At 41.7% G+C, this 16,428-nt stretch carries 15 protein-coding genes; 11 read left to right on the top strand and 4 right to left on the bottom strand.

Annotated features, from left to right (window positions below; translation table 11 throughout):
• The first annotated feature begins 4 nt into the window (after positions 1 to 4).
• From QPK24_RS18685 to QPK24_RS18645, 9 genes are all read left to right on the top strand, one after another.
• Positions 5 to 1,630 carry a UDP-glucose--hexose-1-phosphate uridylyltransferase gene (locus QPK24_RS18685; RefSeq protein ID WP_407082926.1) on the top strand — a complete coding sequence of 542 codons (1,626 nt, stop codon included), beginning with the start codon at positions 5 to 7 and terminating at the stop codon, positions 1,628 to 1,630.
• Positions 1,631 to 1,984: 354 nt separating this feature from the next.
• Entirely contained in the window at positions 1,985 to 3,148 is a 1,164-nt protein-coding gene (locus QPK24_RS18680) for an iron-containing alcohol dehydrogenase (RefSeq protein WP_285749430.1), read from the top strand.
• A 163-nt stretch (positions 3,149 to 3,311) separates the two neighbouring features.
• Positions 3,312 to 3,830 (top strand): NfeD family membrane protein, encoded by a 519-nt coding sequence (locus QPK24_RS18675; protein ID WP_285743733.1) that lies wholly within the window; start codon positions 3,312 to 3,314, stop codon positions 3,828 to 3,830.
• Between the two features lie 28 nt (positions 3,831 to 3,858).
• Entirely contained in the window at positions 3,859 to 5,376 is a 1,518-nt protein-coding gene (locus tag QPK24_RS18670; protein WP_285743731.1) for a flotillin lipid rafts scaffold protein FloT, read from the top strand.
• A gap of 139 nt (positions 5,377 to 5,515) precedes the next feature.
• Entirely contained in the window at positions 5,516 to 6,370 is an 855-nt protein-coding gene (glcT, locus tag QPK24_RS18665; RefSeq protein WP_285743729.1) for a glucose PTS transporter transcription antiterminator GlcT, read from the top strand.
• A 248-nt stretch (positions 6,371 to 6,618) separates the two neighbouring features.
• Positions 6,619 to 8,664 carry a glucose-specific PTS transporter subunit IIBC gene (gene ptsG, locus QPK24_RS18660; protein WP_285743727.1) on the top strand — a complete coding sequence of 682 codons (2,046 nt, stop codon included), beginning with the start codon at positions 6,619 to 6,621 and terminating at the stop codon, positions 8,662 to 8,664.
• 105 nt (positions 8,665 to 8,769) lie between these two features.
• Positions 8,770 to 9,045 (top strand): HPr family phosphocarrier protein, encoded by a 276-nt coding sequence (locus QPK24_RS18655; protein ID WP_285743725.1) that lies wholly within the window; start codon positions 8,770 to 8,772, stop codon positions 9,043 to 9,045.
• Entirely contained in the window at positions 9,038 to 10,750 is a 1,713-nt protein-coding gene (ptsP, locus tag QPK24_RS18650) for a phosphoenolpyruvate--protein phosphotransferase (RefSeq protein ID WP_285743723.1), read from the top strand. Before QPK24_RS18655 ends, ptsP begins: the two co-directional genes overlap by 8 nt.
• Before the next feature lie 219 nt (positions 10,751 to 10,969).
• Positions 10,970 to 11,308, top strand: coding sequence for a hypothetical protein (locus QPK24_RS18645; RefSeq protein WP_285743721.1), 339 nt, complete (start codon positions 10,970 to 10,972; stop codon positions 11,306 to 11,308).
• 146 nt (positions 11,309 to 11,454) lie between these two features.
• Here the strand turns inward: QPK24_RS18645 and QPK24_RS18640 are convergent, their stop codons facing one another.
• From QPK24_RS18640 to QPK24_RS18625, 4 genes are read right to left on the bottom strand one after another with little or no spacing between them, the layout of a single operon-like run.
• Complete coding sequence (locus QPK24_RS18640) at positions 11,455 to 12,117, bottom strand: DUF2642 domain-containing protein (protein ID WP_285743719.1); 663 nt, start codon at positions 12,115 to 12,117, stop codon at positions 11,455 to 11,457.
• A gap of 13 nt (positions 12,118 to 12,130) precedes the next feature.
• Entirely contained in the window at positions 12,131 to 13,471 is a 1,341-nt protein-coding gene (locus tag QPK24_RS18635) for an arsenic transporter (protein WP_285743717.1), read from the bottom strand.
• 1 nt (position 13,472) lies between these two features.
• Positions 13,473 to 13,610 carry a hypothetical protein gene (locus QPK24_RS18630; protein ID WP_285743715.1) on the bottom strand — a complete coding sequence of 46 codons (138 nt, stop codon included), beginning with the start codon at positions 13,608 to 13,610 and terminating at the stop codon, positions 13,473 to 13,475.
• Between the two features lie 50 nt (positions 13,611 to 13,660).
• Positions 13,661 to 14,293 (bottom strand): hypothetical protein, encoded by a 633-nt coding sequence (locus tag QPK24_RS18625; protein WP_285743713.1) that lies wholly within the window; start codon positions 14,291 to 14,293, stop codon positions 13,661 to 13,663.
• A gap of 349 nt (positions 14,294 to 14,642) precedes the next feature.
• Here QPK24_RS18625 and QPK24_RS18620 point away from each other — a divergent pair, with 349 nt between their 5' ends.
• Together QPK24_RS18620 and QPK24_RS18615 are read left to right on the top strand one after the other, a co-directional pair.
• On the top strand, positions 14,643 to 15,143 hold the full coding sequence (locus QPK24_RS18620) for an ArsR/SmtB family transcription factor (RefSeq protein WP_285743711.1): 501 nt from the start codon (positions 14,643 to 14,645) through the stop codon (positions 15,141 to 15,143).
• Positions 15,140 to 16,414 carry an MFS transporter gene (locus tag QPK24_RS18615; protein WP_285743709.1) on the top strand — a complete coding sequence of 425 codons (1,275 nt, stop codon included), beginning with the start codon at positions 15,140 to 15,142 and terminating at the stop codon, positions 16,412 to 16,414. The genes QPK24_RS18620 and QPK24_RS18615 overlap by 4 nt, the downstream gene beginning before the upstream one ends.
• The last annotated feature ends 14 nt before the right edge of the window (positions 16,415 to 16,428 follow it).

Raw genomic sequence — 16,428 nt, 5'->3', positions numbered from 1 at the left:
GCGAATGTCTGAAATGAATATGAACGCCGGTGCAGGAACAACTTCAGAAAATTCACAGTCCTTATCAGCTGCAGAAGAAGCGCTTCATGCCATTGAAAGGCTGGTATTGTTTGCTCACAGACATACACTCATTGAAGATGCAGATGTCGACTACAGTCGTAATCAGCTGCTGAGCTTGTTTCAATTCGATGAGCCTTTTGCAGGGTTGGTAGATGAGTCCGAACTTTCCGGACCGCAGCCTGTTCTCGATATTTTAATAGATTATGGTGCCGAGATTGGACTGATCCCTGAGAATACAGATACGTACCGTGATTTGCTCGATGCTCAGATTATGGGTCTTCTTATGGCCCGTCCATCTGAGGTGATTCGGGAGTTCCGTGAAAATGAGACCAAATCTGGTATTCAGGCAGCTACCGATCGTTTCTACCAGTTGTCCATAGACTCCAACTATATTCGAATGGATCGAGTTAAGAAGAATGTGTACTGGAAACAGTCTACAGAGTATGGCGACATGGAAATTACCATCAATCTATCTAAGCCGGAGAAAAGTCCGAAAGAGATTGCAATGGCGAAACTTTTGCCGCCTCCTGTATATCCAAAATGTCAGTTATGCCGGGAGAATGTAGGATATCGGGGCCGGATTAACCATCCAGCTCGTCAGAATCTAAGAACAATTCCGCTGACGATGAATCAAGAAAAATGGTTGTTCCAGTACTCCCCGTATGTGTATTACAACGAACACTGTATCGTGTTCCATCATGATCATGTGCCGATGAAACTGACGAAGGATACTCTTCGCCGCTTGCTTGGATTTGTTGATCAGTATCCGCATTATTTTATTGGATCCAATGCTGATCTTCCGATCGTTGGCGGAAGTATTCTTACGCACGATCACTTCCAGGGAGGACGTCATACCTTCCCAATTCAGAAGGCTGCTGAGGAAGCTGTATTTACGAGTGAAAAAGCTCCAGAAGTGAAGCTTAGTCTTGTGAAATGGCCAATGTCCGTGCTTCGTCTGACGTCCCAAAGTTCAGATGCACTTCTTGAAACTGGAAATGAGATTTACGAGGCGTGGAAGGAATACAGTGATGCAGCAGTTGATATCTTGTCCCATACAGAGACGAGCGGAGAACGGGTACCGCATAACACCGTGACTCCAATTGTTCGCCGTACAGAAGATGGACAGTATGAGATGGATTTAGTACTGCGTAATAACCGTACGAGCAGCGAGTATCCAGATGGAATCTTCCATCCGCATCCAGAAATGCATCACCTCAAAAAAGAAAATATCGGCTTAATTGAAGTTATGGGACTAGCTATTTTGCCAGGTCGTCTAAAAGAAGAACTTGATCTCATCGCAGATATGCTTGCAGGAGATCAAGAACTTAGAGAACAAACCATAACGAATGAACAATCTGCTCTCTATAAGCACAAAGCATGGATTGAAGAGCTTACAGATAAATATGGAACTTCCCTACCTAAGGAAGAAGCAGTGAGTAAAGTTCAAGAAGAAGCAGGTATCAAATTTGCGAAAATTCTCGAACATGCCGGTGTATTTAAACGAGATGAAGCAGGTAAAGCTGCATTCCGTCGTTTTGTACAACATGTTGGTTTCACAGAACAAAAATAACGATAAGGCACACCTTCCAACCGGGGGTGTGCTTTTATTCTAATTGTGCATGTAAGTGAATCAATTTCATAATACCTTTAGTTGCTTTAATCAGGGTTATATATAGATCAAAATGGTTTTGTTTGTCTATATAGTTACAAATTCATCATTTTAATGAGTTATGAAATTGATTCAAGTTACTATTCTTTCATTCAGCTCGTGAGTAATTTCATAGTGATTAAAGCAACGAAAGATAGGATGAAGTACATTTCTAGTCTATGAAATTTGTTTTACTATTCTTTGGCATTTATAATGATAGAACGGCGCAAATAAATAGACGCTATTCTTCTAAACAATCTGGAGGCGATCCTCATGATGAGATCATTTCAATTTTATAATCCAACACGTCTAATTTTCGGAAAAGGACAGTTGGAAGCTTTAAAAACAGAAGTACCGAAATACGGCAAAAAAGTTCTGCTTGTATATGGCGGAGGAAGTATAAAACGTAACGGTCTCTATGATCGCACCCTATCCATTCTTAGCGACATTGGGGCAGAAGTACATGAGTTGTCTGGTGTGGAACCAAACCCGCGCTTGTCCACCGTTCATGAGGGAGTAGAGATTTGTAAAAGCAAAGGAATAGACTTAATTCTTGCTGTCGGCGGCGGCAGTGTAATTGACTGTGCGAAAGCTATTGCAGCAGGCGCAAAATACGATGGAGATATGTGGGATTTCTGCAAACGTACAGCAATGCCGCAAGATGCTTTGCCACTCGCAACCGTACTGACAATGGCTGCCACAGGTTCAGAAATGAACAGCGGATCTGTTATTACAAACCAGGATACTCAGGAAAAACTGGGCTGGGGAAGTCCGTACGTTTTCCCTGCATTCTCTATTCTTGATCCGGAACATACGTATTCTGTACCTCTAGATCAGACGGTATATGGAATGGTCGATATGATGTCTCACGTACTGGAGCATTACTTCCATTTGGATCCAAACACCCCGGTTCAGCTTGGATTCTGTGAGACGCTGCTTCGTACTGTAATGGAAGCTGCGCCAAAACTGATCCATGATCTCGAAAACTATGAACTGCGTGAAACGATTCTGTACTGTGGTACGATGGCTCTAAACAGCATGGTAAGCATGGGTCTAGCAGGAGACTGGGCGACCCACAACATCGAGCATGCGGTATCTGCGGTATATGATATCCCTCATGGCGGCGGACTTGCGATTTTGTTCCCGAACTGGATGAAACATAATCTTCATGTGGATGTAGCTCGGTTCAAACGCTTAGCAATCAACGTATTTGAAGTGAATCCAGAAGGGAAAACGGATGAGGAAATTGCCCTTGAAGGAATTGAAGCACTTCGTACGTTCTGGACTTCCATTGGAGCGCCAAGTCGTCTAGCTGATTATGATATTGACGATAGTCAAATTGATACAATGGCAGATAAAGCAATGGTATTTGGGCCATTCGGTAACTTTAATAAACTGCAACGTGAAGATGTTGTGGCCATCTACAAAGCATCATTGTAATTTGCAATCGTATATATATTAATTCTAACCAAAAGCCCTTTGCAGGTGTTTACTCTGCGAAGGGCTTTTTCATTCGTTTTTCTACAGTTTCAAAATATTGAAACATTTTCCTAATCCATACGTATTAATTTACATGTACATACAACAGAAGAGGGGGTGGAACATGGAAACTTTATACTGGTCTTGTCTTATAGGAGGAGCGCTTTTCGCAGTAATCGGTGTATTATTTGGAGATTTGCTGGATGGCTTGCTTGAAGGTGTTGCTGATTTCCCAGGGTTCGATTTTTTGAATACAACGGTCATCGCAAGTGTGATTACAATCTTTGGTGGAGCGGGAATTATGCTCTCCAAGTACACAGAGCTCGATACGGCAGGCCATCTTTTCCTTTCATTGCTTATTGGACTGTTAGGCGGCGTACTTGTGTTTTTCGCCTATATAAAGCCAGCGCGAAATAGTGAGATGTCCACCGGGTTTTCCCTTAATGAGCTGACAGGCAAGATGGGTGAAATTACAATTCCTGTTCCAGAGAAAGGGTATGGAGAGGTCATGATTAAGTTGGTGAGCGGAAATACAGTACATACCGCAACCAGTTTTGAATCTAAACCTATTCTTGCCGGAGCTCAAGTCGTTGTTGTCGAAGTCGCTGATGGAGTCCTTCAGGTGGCTGAACTGGATTATTAACAATATGTAATAATAAGGAGAGATGAGTATGCCAGAAGTGTTCGTAGTTCCTGCCATCGTTGTAGGTGTGATTCTCGTGTTAGGTATTGCTTTTTGGGCGAGGTACAAAACAGTTGGGCCGGATGAGGCCATGATTGTAACAGGTTCTTTCTTAGGAAATAAACACATTTCAGATGATGACAGCGGACGCAAAATAAAAATTGTTCGCGGCGGCGGTACGTTTATATGGCCGGTATTTCAGCAATCCGAATTCATTTCATTACTGTCTCACAAGCTTGATGTAACGACCCCAGAGGTATATACAGAACAAGGCGTTCCTGTTATTGCAGATGGAGTCGCTATTATTAAAGTAGGGAGTTCAATTGAAGACGTATCCACTGCAGCAGAGCAGTTTATCGGAAAACCTGTGGAATCGCTGCGAGGTGAAGCACAGGAGGTGCTTGAAGGACATCTGCGTGCCATTCTCGGTACGATGACGGTTGAAGAAGTATACCGTAACCGGGATCGTTTTGCTCAAGAAGTACAAGGGGTGGCTGCAAGAGACCTCAAAAAAATGGGGCTTAGCATTGTATCATTTACGATTAAAGATGTACGTGATAAACACGGCTATTTGGATGCGCTTGGTAAACCGCGTATTGCTATGGTGAAAAGGGATGCCGAAATTGCTGAAGCAGAAGCAGTGCGGGATGCTAGAATTCAAAAGGCAAATGCAGAAGAGCAAGGACAAAAAGCAGAACTTTTAAGAGATACGAACATTGCAGAAGCTGCTAAAGAAAAAGAATTGAAAGTCGCTTCCTTTAAGAAAGATCAAGATACAGCAAAAGCAGAAGCGGATCAGGCTTATCATATCCAAGAAGCACGTGCAAAACAGACGATGGTTGAGGAACAAATGAAAGTAGAACTCGTTCGTAAAGAGCGTGAAATTGATTTGCAAGCCAAAGAAATTATGGTTCGTGAGAAACAATATGATGCAGAAGTGAAGAAGAAGGCGGAAGCCGACCGTTATGCCGTTGAACAGGCAGCAGAAGCGGATAGAACAAAAAGAATGCGAGAAGCAGAAGCACTTCAGTATTCAATTGAAACCCAGGCAAAAGCGACTTCCGAACAAAAAAGGCTCGAAGGCCAAGCGATGGCGGATGCAGAACTCGCAAAAGGTACAGCAGATGCCGAAGTTATTCGTCTGCGCGGTTTAGCTGAAGCGGAAGCAAAAGAAAAATTAGCCGAAGCCTTCCAAAAGTTTGGAGAAGCAGCCGTACTCGATATTATCGTGAAAATGCTGCCTGAACTTGCAGGTAAGATTGCAGAACCAATCTCCTCTATTGATAAGTTAACCGTTGTGGATACGGGGAAAGGCGAGGGTGCTGCACGCGTAAGTAATTATGTGACAGAACTTATGGCGACCGCGCCGGAAATGCTGAAGAGTGTATCTGGCATTGACGTAGAACAGCTGATCAAAGGCTTAACCAAAAAAGGAAGTGTAGAGCCAGCAGCAATAGAAAAAATCAATATTCCTGCTGAAGTTGCAGTAACCAAAGATTCAATCTAAGGAATTACCCGCATCATTCATTTATTTACTATGATCTACATTTGACCTCTGCCTCATAATTTGTTACTTTTAGCAGTATGCCTTATCTGAATTTACTATGCGGATGTTACAAGAATTATGAGGCAAAAGAGGTGCAAAAGTGAACCTGAAAGTGGCAAAAGTACTGAACAATAACGTTATTATTGGAACCCATCCAGAACACGAGGAAGTTGTTGTTATCGGTAAGGGGATTGGTTTTCATCGCAAGTCTGGAGATATCATCCCGCTTCAAACAGTAGAGAAGATGTTTATTTTAACCAATCAGGAAGAACAAGAGCAGTACAAACAACTCGTTCCGCGAGTGAGTGAACAACTAATAGAGACAATAAACGATATTATTTTATATATAACAAGTGAGAGTAATGTGAAGTTAAATGAACATATTCATATTGCTCTAACGGATCATATTGCATTTGCAATGAAACGGATGGAACAAGGAATTGTACTTCACAATCCTTTTTTGTATGAGACGAAGGAAATTTATCCAATGGAGTATCGTTTAGCATCTTATGCCATAAATCTCATCAAGGAACGGCTTGGTGTAGACTTAGGAGAAGAAGAAGTAGGATTTGTCGCTCTCCATATCTACAGCGCAATGACGAATCAGAATTTAAGCGAAGTGCAGCAACACTCTAAATTAATAGCTGATCTTGTAGCGATTGTAGAAGATAAACTTGATTATCAAATTCCTCGGCAATCCTTAGATTATTCTAGGCTTGTTACTCATTTAAGGTTTGCAATAGAACGGATTAAGCGCGGTGAAGAAGTAGCTGAGGTACAAAAACTGGATTCTCTGCTAAGTAAAGAATATCCGGAGATGTACTCTCTTTCCTGGACGTTAACCAAAGTTATGGAAAAACGAATGAAGCATGCGGTGTATGCAGCCGAAGTGAGCTATCTCGCGTTACATTTACAAAGATTGTCACAAAAAAAAGAGCAGGAAACAAAAAAATGAATTTTTTTGTTGAAAAGGCTTGCACTCTTTTTTAGATGGTGCTATTATGTAGTCCTTGACAAGCTTAACAACTTAATACTTACAACGTGTTACTGATACGATCAGGCATGAGTTGAGAAAAGTATGATTGATGAAGACCATATTGGGGCAAGATAACCCATAGGTCGAACAAGAATACTCTATTAACTCATGCTTTTTTTTGCGTTTTCAATTAACACTAGGTTGATTTTACAGAAGGAGTGACGAAAATGTTCAAAAAGCTTTTCGGCGTGTTGCAGCGTGTCGGTAAAGCGGTCATGCTTCCGGTAGCGATCTTGCCGGCAGCCGGTTTGCTTCTAGGGATTGGTAACTTGTTAGCTAATCCAGACTTTCTGCAATACGTACCTGTCCTAGAAGCACACTGGGTACAGGTGATTGCCAATGTTCTTATGAACTCAGGGCAAATCGTATTCGATAACTTGTCCTTACTGTTTGCAGTTGGGGTTGCGGTAGGACTTGCTGGTGGAGACGGGGTAGCCGGACTCGCAGCGATTATTGGTTATCTCATCATGAATGTAACGATGGGAACAATACTCGGTGTAAACGAGTATGTATTATCACAACAAGGCGCTGCATATGCGAATGTCCTAGGTATTCCTACCTTACAGACTGGGGTATTTGGCGGTATTATCATCGGGATCTTGGCTGCGGCGATGTACAATAGATTCTTCAAAATTGAACTTCCGTCGTATTTGGGATTCTTTGCAGGTAAACGTTTTGTACCTATTGCAACAGCCGCGTTTTCCTTAATAATCGGATTGGTTCTTACACTTGTATGGCCGCCGATTCAACATGGACTAAACTTTGTGTCTCAGAGCATGATTAGTTCAAACGAGACACTGTCCGCGTTTATCTTCGGAACCATCGAACGCTCGCTGATTCCTTTTGGTCTTCACCATATTTTCTATTCTCCGTTCTGGTTTGAATTTGGAGAATATGTCAACAAAGCAGGTGAAGTTATTCGCGGTGACCAGCGTATCTTCATGGCGCAGCTTCGTGATGGTGTTGAATTCACAGCAGGTACGTTTACTACCGGTAAATATCCGTTCATGATGTTCGGACTTCCTGCAGCAGCGCTGGCGATCTATCATACAGCGAAACCAGAAAATAAAAAAGTAGTTGGTTCCCTGATGGTATCCGGTGCTCTTACTGCGTTCCTTACAGGGATTACAGAGCCACTTGAATTTTCTTTCTTGTTTGTTGCACCGCTTTTGTTTGCAGTTCATGCGGTATTCGCAGGTCTATCTTTTATGATCATGCAAATTCTGGGCGTTAAAATCGGGATGACATTCTCGGGCGGTTTAATTGACTACATCTTGTTCGGGGTAATTCCTAACCGTACGCCTTGGTATCTGGTTATCGTCGTAGGTCTTGCATTTGCGGTAATTTACTACTTCGGTTTCCGTTTTGTTATTACGAAATTTAATCTCAAAACACCGGGACGTGAAGAAAAAGTCATTGAGACTGGTTCGGCGGGTTCAGGTTCAAAAGACGAACTGCCTCATCAAATCTTGAAAGCTTTTGGCGGTCCGGATAATATTAAACACCTCGATGCTTGTATCACCAGACTTCGTATTGAAGTTAAAGATAAATCGACAGTTGATAAGAATCGTCTAAAAGATTTAGGCGCTTCGGGTGTTCTTGAAGTGGGTAATAATGTACAAGCTATTTTCGGTACACGTTCAGACACAATCAAGTCGCAAATGAAAGATATTATGGATGGCCGTACTCCTGCGGCACCGGAAGTTGATCCAGAACCAGAGGTAGAACAAGCTCAAGGGGAGTCTGGTGAAGCGATTATTCCTGAGCAAATTGTAATGCCTGCTAATGGTGAACTTCTGGATATCACGCAAGTACCTGACCCCGTTTTCTCTGAGAAAATGACAGGTGATGGTTTTGCCTTCCTGCCACATGAGAATACGATTCATTCTCCGGTAAACGGAAAAGTATTTAACGTATTCCCTAGTAAGCACGCAATCGGCATTTTGTCCGATGGTGGAAAAGAAGTACTTGTTCACATTGGGGTTAACACCGTTAAACTCAAAGGACAAGGGTTCAAAGTCTTGGTTGAAGAAGGCGATCTTGTATCCGCTGGTCAACCAATCATGGAAGTAGATGTGGAGTATGTAAAAGCACATGCGCCATCCATTATTTCCCCAGTAATTTTCTCTAATCTGCCTGAAGGCGCAGTGGTTAAGTTGGAAAAATCAGGTGTGCAAAAGGCCGGAGAAGACAAAATTATCACAATTCATTAAAAATTTTGAGGTTCACAACCATTGAAAAAAAGGTAATATGTATTACGTGATTTTATGGTTGAAATGAAATCCAAACTAAAATAACAGAAAGTGGGATGAATCCATATGCAACAAACATTCAGAATTACAGACGAAGACGGTATCCATGCACGTCCAGCTACAGCGCTGGTAAACACAGCTAACAAATTCAAAGGTGCAGAATCTTTCGCAGAAGCAAAAGGTAAAAAAGTAACTTTGAAATCCATCTTGGGCGTACTTTCTCTTGGTCTTGAAAAAGGTGATGAAATCAGCATCATCGTTAACGGCGAAGGCGAAGCAGAAGCACTTCAAGCTTTGACTGATGTTATGGTTAACGAAGGGTTGGGCGAAATTAATGCCTAATGTTTCCGGGATTGCTGCTTCGGCTGGTATTGCCATTGCCCGAGCGTTTATCTTGGAGCACCCTGATTACTCTGTAGAAAAACGCTCGATTAACGACGTAGACGCAGAGATTGCTAAACTGGAGTCGGCTTTGGATAAATCCAGAGCCGAACTCGAGGCAATCAAAGAAAAAACGTTACGGGAACTTGGGGAGAAAAAAGCAGAGATCTTTGCATCTCATCTTTTGATCCTGGATGATCCTGAACTGATTGATCCGGTAAGATCCAAAATTGCTGATGAAAAAGTGAACGCTGAGTTTGCTTTGGATGAAACAGCAACTACCTTTATTCAAATGTTTGAAAATATGAAGAGTGCTTATCTTCAAGAACGTGCTGCGGATATGCGTGACGTTACAAAGCGTGTGCTTGGTCACTTGCTTGGTCTTAAAGTTGCAAATCCAGCAGAGATTGATGAAGAAGTGGTTGTTCTTGCAGAAGATCTAACTCCTTCGGATACAGCGCAGCTCAACCGTAAATATGTTCTTGGTTTTGCAACGAACATTGGCGGACGTACTTCTCACTCTGCAATTATGGCGAGATCTCTTGAAATTCCTGCTGTAGTAGGAACAAAAGACATTCTTTCACAAGCTAAAAGCGGCGATCTGATCATCGTAGACGGACTAGATGGACAAGTTCTTGTTAACCCGGAAGATTCCGTGGTTGAAGAATATAAGTCCAAACAAGCTGCATACGCTGCTCAGGTTGAAGAGTGGAGAAAACTTCGCGACGAGCCGACTGTAACTGTTGATGGCGTTCATGTAGAGCTTGCTGCGAACATCGGTACTCCTAATGATGTAGCAGGCGTGCTTGATAACGGCGGAGAAGGCGTTGGTCTGTATCGTACAGAATTCCTATATATGGGACGCGATAAGCTTCCTTCCGAAGATGTACAATATAATGCATACAAAACGGTTCTTGAAAAAATGGAAGGGAAACCGGTTGTTGTTCGTACACTAGATATTGGTGGCGATAAAGAACTTCCATACCTTGATCTTCCAAAAGAAATGAATCCTTTCCTTGGCTTCCGTGCAGTTCGTCTGTGCCTTGATCGTCAGGATATCTTCCGTACACAGCTACGCGCATTGCTGCGTGCGAGTGTCCATGGGAACCTAAAAATTATGTTCCCGATGATCGCAACACTGGGTGAATTCCGTGAAGCAAAAGCTGTTCTTCTTGAAGAGAAGGAGAAGCTTGTGAAGGAAGGTATCGAAGTTGCAGATAACATTCAGCTTGGTATCATGGTTGAGATTCCTTCCACTGCGGTATTAGCGGATCAATTTGCGAAAGAAGTGGACTTCTTCAGTATCGGAACAAACGATCTGATTCAGTACACAATGGCAGCAGACCGCATGAATGAGCGTGTATCTTACTTGTATCAACCATATAACCCATCCATCCTTCGCTTAATCAAAATGGTTATTGATGCATCGCATCGTGAAGGTAAATGGACAGGAATGTGCGGTGAGATGGCAGGAGATACAACAGCTATTCCGCTTCTTCTTGGCCTCGGTCTTGATGAATTCAGCATGAGCGCAACTTCCATTCTTCCTGCACGCAGTCAGCTGACGAAGCTGTCTCAAGCAGAAATGAAGGAACTTGCGGCAAAAGCGCTGGATATGCAAACCGCAGAACAAGTCGTTGAGCTTGTTCGCAGTATCGGACAATAGTTTTCAAGACCTTTATCATTTTCCAATGTAATTTTATAACTGCTTTTGCAGTAACTACGGTATTCGCTTTTATGCGGATACCGTTTTTTTTATGAACCGTGAACTGAACTGGATGAAGCAGATTGTAAAGAGCATTGCTTCTTCCTGATTGACAGGGTAGACTTTAATCAAAAAGGACGAGGTGAATATTTCTTGAAGGGCGCTATGATGAGGATCGGAATGATCATTGGCTTTTTTATCGTCATTATTGGAATCATCTTGTTATCGAATTTTAATGTAATCAATCCAGAATCCATCTATATATCGGAAAGCAAGGTATCCAATCGATCTATATCTTTGACAGGTGGATTTATAGATAGTGCCAGCTTGTACAAAGGATACAAAGTAGATTACCGTGATCAAGCCCTTTATGTACAAATTCAGGGAAATCTACTCAGCCTCCAAAAATCCAGTGGTGAATTCCATCTCAACATTAAAAACGAATATAAAGATCTACATAAAATATATATTCAGGGATCAGACAAAACAAAGCTTGAGTTAGTATGGGAGAAGAAGTAGCTCCATTTTTCAAGGTACCTATTGTCCTGATTTAAGCAGCTAAAGGAATTATGAAATGGATTCAATCCATTATGGAAATAATAATAGGGAAAAAGACCTTGCGAGGATTAGAGCCTCAGTAAGGTCTTTTTGTGTTTTTATACTTATTAGGGTACATGAATCGCTTGGATATGATCCGTGTGCATCATGAGAGATATGCCTTCTGCCTCTACCAATTCGAGCAGATTACCTTCCACGCTTTTTAATAATCCGGCTCGGTACGGTTTTGCTCCAAGGTTCAGAGTAACAAGTTGTCCTTCTAGTTTATGAATCTGTTGATCCAGCGTCCTAGATAGCGATATAGCAGCAGGTTGTACAGGAAAATGGTCGTGTCTCAGGGAGAATGGGGTCGTATTTACCGGGTAGGGTACGATATATTTTAGGTGCTTTACAGATATATACACGGAGTGGTGGAGGGGGGAGAAAAATACAAAGTAATCGTTCATAATCGCAGTGACATATCCATGTATTGATTGATCGCCTAGAGATACTTCACTAAAGATCCCTCTTGAATTCATGAGTATTTTACGATACGAAATTTTGCTATGATCAATGGCAGGGTCAGGAGGCGTGCTGTCGGTCATATTACTTCGATTGGGAGTAAGTCTCATCTGCTGCAGATGATGAATTGGTATATAAATATAACGATCATTTTCATAGACGACCACAATATCATTTCCAATATCGATTATTTCTCCTTGGATCGAGTTCTTACAACCGGAAAGTACGAATTCTGCTTGTTTGCCTAACCAAGATGTAATCAGCTGCATGGTTTACCTCCTCTCAAAATAAAATGAATGTCCAAATATACAGAGAGATTAGGCTGATGATTAAACTAATGGGTATCACAATAAACGTGACTTTCATATACTGTTTCCAAGAGATCCGAATATGGTGAGTTTTTAAAATGTACATCCAGATCAGTGTTGCGAGGGTGCCGATTGGTGTCAGCAATGCTCCAATATCACTTCCTAAAATATTAGCGAGATAAGCTAGGTGGAGTTGATGATCGGTTAGGCCGAGATCTGTAACTACAAAAGTTCCAATCATCACAGAAGGTAGATTGTTTACTAGATTCGATAGGAAAGTAAGCAAAATGCCGGATGATAGAATCAAAGCAGCATCTCCCATTTCAGCAACCGGTTTTAATAGATCGATTAATGATTCTGTGATACCGGCCCGGTGCAGACTATCCACAATTACATAGATACTGAATGCAAACAATAAGATATGCCAAGGTGTCTGTGTAAACACATCTCGCAGTCCTTGGCGAGTACGGTAATATCTAACGCATAACAAGAGAACAACGCCAGTAACTGCAACGATCTCCATGGGAATACCTACGATTTCGGCTAGAAAAAAACCTCCGCGAATGAAAACGACAATGCTGATGCAGACTCGGAATAGCCACCAATCCACCTTTTCCTCTTCATTAGGTGCGGTTTGTAATGGATGATAGTTTTTTGAAGAGAATGAATTGGGGAAATAATAAATCTTTCTAGGGATATTTTTACGGAAGTAATAATAGAGTAATAACATCATACTTAGAATACCGAGCATAGAAGGGACAAACATCATGAGTGTGTACGTGTTTAAGTTGAGTCCCACCATTTTTAGTGCAATTAGATTTGCTAAATTACTTAACCCGATGGGAGCACTTGAAGCTGTTGCAATTAACGCCCCAGAGAGTAGATAAGGAAGTTTTTGATGCAATTTCAAACGAAGCATAGAACAGATGCGAATGATAATGGGGGTGGTGATCAGTATACTGCCGTCATTGTTAAAAAATATGGTCATCAGAAAACAGAGCAAGATGATAAGCCAAAATAATGCGATACCGGACCCCTTTGCCTTATCAATCATGTTGATCGCAATCCAGCGAAAGAAACCGATACTATCTAGAATAATGGACATGACAATGGTCGATAGGATGGTTACGGCAGCCCCTGAGACGATACCGAAAATATCTATAATGTTGGTATAACTGGTTACCCCCGTAAGGATAAGAAGAAGGGCGCCCAAAGAGGTTGGAATCGATTCATTCATTCCGCGTGGACGCCACATTAAGAAGGTCACAGTAGTGATGAATACACCAAAGGTCAGCCAAAGCTGATAATCAAGCATTCTATTGGGATTCACCTCCTAAGGGAAGAATTCCTTGTGTCAGCTGTATGGCTGTTTCTTCGGACGGCGGATATCTCTTAGGAACGACAATGACGTATAGAGGTATGCCAGTTAAAATGATTGCGATAAAGATCAACATGATGATTCCCCCCTTTAGTTTGATAGAAAATGGACTTTTATTTCTTTATCTTATTTTCCTGTTCTCTTTGCACTCCGATTTCCTTGGGCTTGAGCACCCCGGGACTGATTGCCACCGGATTGTTTACCTCTGGAGCTGCTGTTTCTTGCTGCGGACTGGTTGCCTCTCGCTTGATTGTCATTCGATTTGTTATCTTTTGCTTTATTGTCGTTGGACTTGTTGTCCTTGGATTGATTATCTTTATTTTCTTGGTTTTCGTTGTTATGGCCGTGAACATGAACAGAGATTGTTTTCACATGATGGATAAAAACGCGAACAATTTCGTTGTTTTTCAAGATGATGATCAATCGATTATGAGACACACTTACAAGTACCCCTTCTAATTTCTCTGGTCCGCCTTGATTGATCTGTACGCGCTTAAGACGTAAGGATTTTAATACTCCTTGAAAATCATTAGAATGAATGAGTTTCTGCTTTGGTCCTTTTTCACGGTGGGAATGTCCTGCTTCAGTTACACTTTTAACATGGGCTTCATTCACATAAATGAAGCCTTCTTTGCTGCGAATAACCATATAGTCAGAACTTACCTTTACTAATGTTCCTTCAAATGATTCTGGTCCGCCTCGGTTGATCTTTACCACTTTTCCTAGTAAACCTCTCATGCTTTGTCCCTTTTTCGTCATTATTTATTTCCCCTTCCTCTTACTTAAGATTTGATAGATTAGAAGAATCAATTTCGAATGTTCCCCTCCATTGGTCCTTCAAGTCTATCTGTAGTTTATTAATATGTGACTTGTAGCAAAAAGGGACTAGCCAAACATACATTTGACTCTGAATCTAGTTATTTATCTATGATTTACTAGTAGATTGTTTATTTGCCATTAGAAATCAAAGCGGAAGATAAGAGAGGGAAGGTTAAAAGATTCGTATTTTCACTTTGTAAAAATTGGTTTACAATTCCATCTTGGAGTGATAATCTAAATTTATAGATCGATGATCTGTAAAAACAGATTGATAAAGGGGAACTCATTTATGAATGAGGAAATGCTGAATATTTCCGTTCAACAATCCAAATTATTAAGCAGTGCGCTGCGAGTAAAAATTATGAAGCATTTGCTCGATTCTCCGAAAACCTCAAAACAAGTCGCTGATCTTCTTGGTGAATCCGGCGGAAATGTTCATTACCACATCAAAAAATTGTATGATGGCGGTCTACTAGAAATGGTCGAGGAGAAAAAGAACGGGGGGGTTATCGAAAAGTATTACCAATCCAAGTCGAAATGGTTTAACACGGAGGGAGCGGAGATCATTGATCCCGTACTCAGTGATCAATATGAGTCCGCAGATGCGACCAAATTAAGCATCCGAATGGAGTTAACGGAAGTGCAGAAAAAAGAAATGACGAGTGAATTCAGATCCTTTTTGGAACGTTGGGTTAACAAGTCTACAGCTGTGAGGAACGAAGATACACAAGAATTTAGTATTGGAATCAAGATCATATCGGTAGAGCCTAAGCAAGAGGGGAAAGGGTGAGTGATTCATCTATGAATCTGTTCTTGAATCGGAATTTTCTATTTATGTTCTTTGGAAGACTTGTCACAAATGTAGGAGATTCCATCTATGCCGTAGCGGCAATGTGGCTGGTATCGGAGCTTGGCGGCTCTACTTTTTATACAGGGCTCGCTGGCTTCCTCTCGCTAATACCCAGGTTTATTCAATTTTTCAGCGGACCGATCATAGACCGGATATCGATACGGCATCTGCTCATCCATACTCAGCTCATCCAAGCTTTTCTATTATTGATTATTCCGGCAGCAAGTTATTTGGGTCAGCTGAATGTTGTTCTTGTACTTATCATTTCACCCATTATATCGATCTTCAACACACTCATATACCCCGCACAAATGTCGTCATTACCCTCTTTTGTCCCTAAAAAAGATCTCACCAAAGCGAACTCCTATTTCACCTTTGCAGGTCAAGGGATCGATACCTTCTGTAATGCAGTATCTGGTGTACTCATTGTAATTGTAGGAGCTGTCTCCATTTACTTACTGGATTCTGTCCTATTTATCATCAGCGCTATTTTATTCTCCTTCCTCCGAATTCCGAAGCATAAGCAGCAAATTGAACAGAGTCAGCCCGTTGAAAAGGAAAATATATCGGTGATATTACAGCACTATAAAACAGAACTCTTAGAAGGGATCCACATTCTATTAGGCAAATCTTTCTCAAGACTTCTTTGGGGGATGCTCCTCATTAACTTGGTCGGGGGAGCCACGTTTGTGGTATTGCCTGCGTTTAGTAAATTACATGGGGGACCAGAACTATATGGGCTTTTACTGATGGCGCAAGCGATGGGAAGCATGTTTGGAGCCTTGATCGCTCCTTTTTTGAAGTTGGAGAGGATCGGTATGGGTCTTATCTATGCAACCGCTTTTTCGGTGAGCGGTATATTGTGGACCCTTAGTGTGCACAGCCCAAATATCTGGATGATGATGATCATATATGGTTTGTCTTGGGTTCCCGGCGGAGTGACCAATATTCTGATCAATTCTTATATCCAAAAAGCAATCCCTCAGCATCTATTAGGCAGAGTATTCTCCGCATCCTACAGCCTCAGCGGTATTGCAGCGCCTATTGGATCGTTATGCGGGGGTATCCTAGGAGAAGTGTTTGGAAGTGAAGTGATTATTGGGGTAAGCGGACTGTCTGTGTTATTCATTGGTCTGTACTGGTTGTTTGATAAGACCACCCGCAAACTCCCAAGCTCTGATCATGTTACGGAGAAAGTATTTCAGGCATAAGCCAGTTTACATAG

The organism is Paenibacillus polygoni (assembly GCF_030263935.1).
Taxonomy (GTDB): Bacteria; Bacillota; Bacilli; order Paenibacillales; family Paenibacillaceae; genus Paenibacillus; species Paenibacillus polygoni.
Note: the sequence above shows the minus strand (reverse complement) of the source record. Positions and strands in the feature narration are given on the sequence as shown.

Excerpts from the sequence above, each read along its gene's own strand:
- QPK24_RS18670 (WP_285743731.1), top strand. The coding sequence starts at position 3,859 with ATGCCAGAAGTGTTCGTAGTTCCTGCCATCGTTGTAGGTGTGATTCTC.
- QPK24_RS18635 (WP_285743717.1), bottom strand. The coding sequence starts at position 13,471 with ATGCTTGATTATCAGCTTTGGCTGACCTTTGGTGTATTCATCACTACT.
- QPK24_RS18625 (WP_285743713.1), bottom strand. The coding sequence starts at position 14,293 with ATGACGAAAAAGGGACAAAGCATGAGAGGTTTACTAGGAAAAGTGGTA.
- QPK24_RS18685 (WP_407082926.1), top strand. The coding sequence starts at position 5 with ATGTCTGAAATGAATATGAACGCCGGTGCAGGAACAACTTCAGAAAAT.
- QPK24_RS18620 (WP_285743711.1), top strand. The coding sequence starts at position 14,643 with ATGAATGAGGAAATGCTGAATATTTCCGTTCAACAATCCAAATTATTA.
- QPK24_RS18640 (WP_285743719.1), bottom strand. The coding sequence starts at position 12,117 with ATGCAGCTGATTACATCTTGGTTAGGCAAACAAGCAGAATTCGTACTT.
- QPK24_RS18680 (WP_285749430.1), top strand. The coding sequence starts at position 1,985 with ATGAGATCATTTCAATTTTATAATCCAACACGTCTAATTTTCGGAAAA.
- ptsP (WP_285743723.1), top strand. The coding sequence starts at position 9,038 with ATGCCTAATGTTTCCGGGATTGCTGCTTCGGCTGGTATTGCCATTGCC.
- QPK24_RS18675 (WP_285743733.1), top strand. The coding sequence starts at position 3,312 with ATGGAAACTTTATACTGGTCTTGTCTTATAGGAGGAGCGCTTTTCGCA.
- QPK24_RS18655 (WP_285743725.1), top strand. The coding sequence starts at position 8,770 with ATGCAACAAACATTCAGAATTACAGACGAAGACGGTATCCATGCACGT.
- QPK24_RS18630 (WP_285743715.1), bottom strand. The coding sequence starts at position 13,610 with ATGTTGATCTTTATCGCAATCATTTTAACTGGCATACCTCTATACGTC.
- ptsG (WP_285743727.1), top strand. The coding sequence starts at position 6,619 with ATGTTCAAAAAGCTTTTCGGCGTGTTGCAGCGTGTCGGTAAAGCGGTC.
- QPK24_RS18645 (WP_285743721.1), top strand. The coding sequence starts at position 10,970 with ATGATCATTGGCTTTTTTATCGTCATTATTGGAATCATCTTGTTATCG.